This window comes from Sutterella massiliensis, from assembly GCF_016899755.1.
Classification (GTDB): domain Bacteria; phylum Pseudomonadota; class Gammaproteobacteria; order Burkholderiales; family Burkholderiaceae_F; genus Sutterella; species Sutterella massiliensis.
Genome location: NZ_JACJJC010000069.1, coordinates 1 through 1,508 on the forward strand (window position 1 = coordinate 1; position 1,508 = coordinate 1,508).

General features: G+C 54.8%; 3 protein-coding genes. All 3 read left to right on the forward strand.

Translation table 11 applies throughout. The features are described 5' to 3' along the window. Positions 1-393 (forward strand): hypothetical protein (locus tag H6A60_RS11240; RefSeq protein WP_205104652.1); only part of this gene is annotated, 393 nt, incomplete at its 5' end. Positions 394-824: 431 nt separating this feature from the next. Next, complete coding sequence (locus H6A60_RS11245; protein WP_205104654.1) at positions 825-1,091, forward strand: hypothetical protein; 267 nt, start codon at positions 825-827, stop codon at positions 1,089-1,091. A 160-nt stretch (positions 1,092-1,251) separates the two neighbouring features. Further along, the coding region (locus tag H6A60_RS13980) for a GNAT family N-acetyltransferase (protein ID WP_338054872.1) at positions 1,252-1,508 on the forward strand (257 nt) is incomplete at its 3' end.

The window sequence follows — 1,508 nt, forward strand, 5'->3', positions numbered from 1 at the left end:
CAGAAGATCTGGATCGCGGCGGCGAAAGACTTTCTCGGTCTCGAAGAGGAGATCGCCCGGCATCGCCGCGAGATCGAGCGTCTGCAGCAGATGCAGGAAGCGTCCAAGGCGTCTTTGAAAAAGCTCATGGGCGACTTCTGCGCTGCAGAGTTTGCGGGCGTCTCGATAACGAAAAGCACCGTGAAGGGCCGCATCAGCGCCGAAAAGCTTTTTGAAGCTGCGCTTTCGCGCAAGCCGACTGAGGCTGAACTTGATGCGTGTCGTTCGCCCGACACCGAACGTTGGCTCTTCAGAGCAACCGGACGCGACGTCCCGCGAGATTTCAAAGACGAGGATTTCGTCCGTGAAACGACGGAACTGCGCGAGGAGATTTCGGCATCATTCTATTTTTGAGACGCTCTCGGGATCTCGGCGAGCTTTTCGTCGAGGTCTCGAAAGAGGACCAAAAGGCTGAAAAGGTGGTCTTTCGAAGAAAAGGCCGAAAAAACCGAACGGCTTTCTTCGAAACTCCGTCTTCAGCTTTTCAGGTGGAAAAACGAATTCTTCTCTCGCCAGAGAGACATGCGCTCTTCAGACGGCATGTAAAACCCGGCCGAAGCCTGCTCTCCGCAGCACAGGCTAAAAATGCGGAATCGCCAGCTTTAGCGATTCATAAAAGAAGCTTTTCTCGTGAACTTCGGCGCGTTTGCGCCGCTTCAAATGAACGCTCTGCGGGGTACTGGCTTCTCCGCAGAGGAGCAGCAGTCTCCGCATTTTCATAGGAGGCATCTGTGACGATAATTTTCGGACGCTCGCATACTAACGTTGTTAGTACGGGGGTAACGATGGCTGTTCTGACAATCAAAATTCCGGATCTGGAAATGGCCATGCTCGATTCGATGGTCAAGACGCAGCGCCGGACCAAAACCGAGATCGTTCGATCGGCACTCAGACCGGTTTTCGAAGAGAACTTTGTCGACAAGCGACCGCTAACGATTGCGGAAGACGAGTTCAACGCGATACTCGACATGCTCGAGCAGCCGATCTCGGCAGAAGAAATCGAAGGCCGCAAGCGGCTTGAAGCGCGACGCTTGTGGGAGCTTCCTGAATGAAGTTTCTTGCGCCCGTGCATCTGGACAGGGCTCACGAGCCTTATCTCGCAAAGTTCGACTGCGGCGACGCATCCCTCACTGTCTGGCTTCAGACGAGGGCCGTTTCCAACGAAGGAAAAAAGCTTCGCGGACGTATTTGGTCTTCACCGACACGGGCGATTTGGCGGGATTCTTCTCGATCTGCGCCAATGTGTTCGAACACAATCTGATGAGCGCCGCTTCCAGGCGAAACAAACCCGATCCCATTCCGGTCGTATTGATCGGCCGTCTGGCCGTCGATCAAAGGTATCAGGGGGGCGGCCTGGGTGCGGCAATGCTGGATTTGGCGGTGACCATTTCGCGAAGGATTGCTGAACTTTGCGGTGCCGTCTTTGTGGCGGTTCACCCGATATCCGAATCGGCGGCGAAGTTCTATTC

Excerpts from the sequence above, each read along its gene's own strand:
- H6A60_RS11245 (WP_205104654.1), top strand. The coding sequence starts at position 825 with ATGGCTGTTCTGACAATCAAAATTCCGGATCTGGAAATGGCCATGCTC.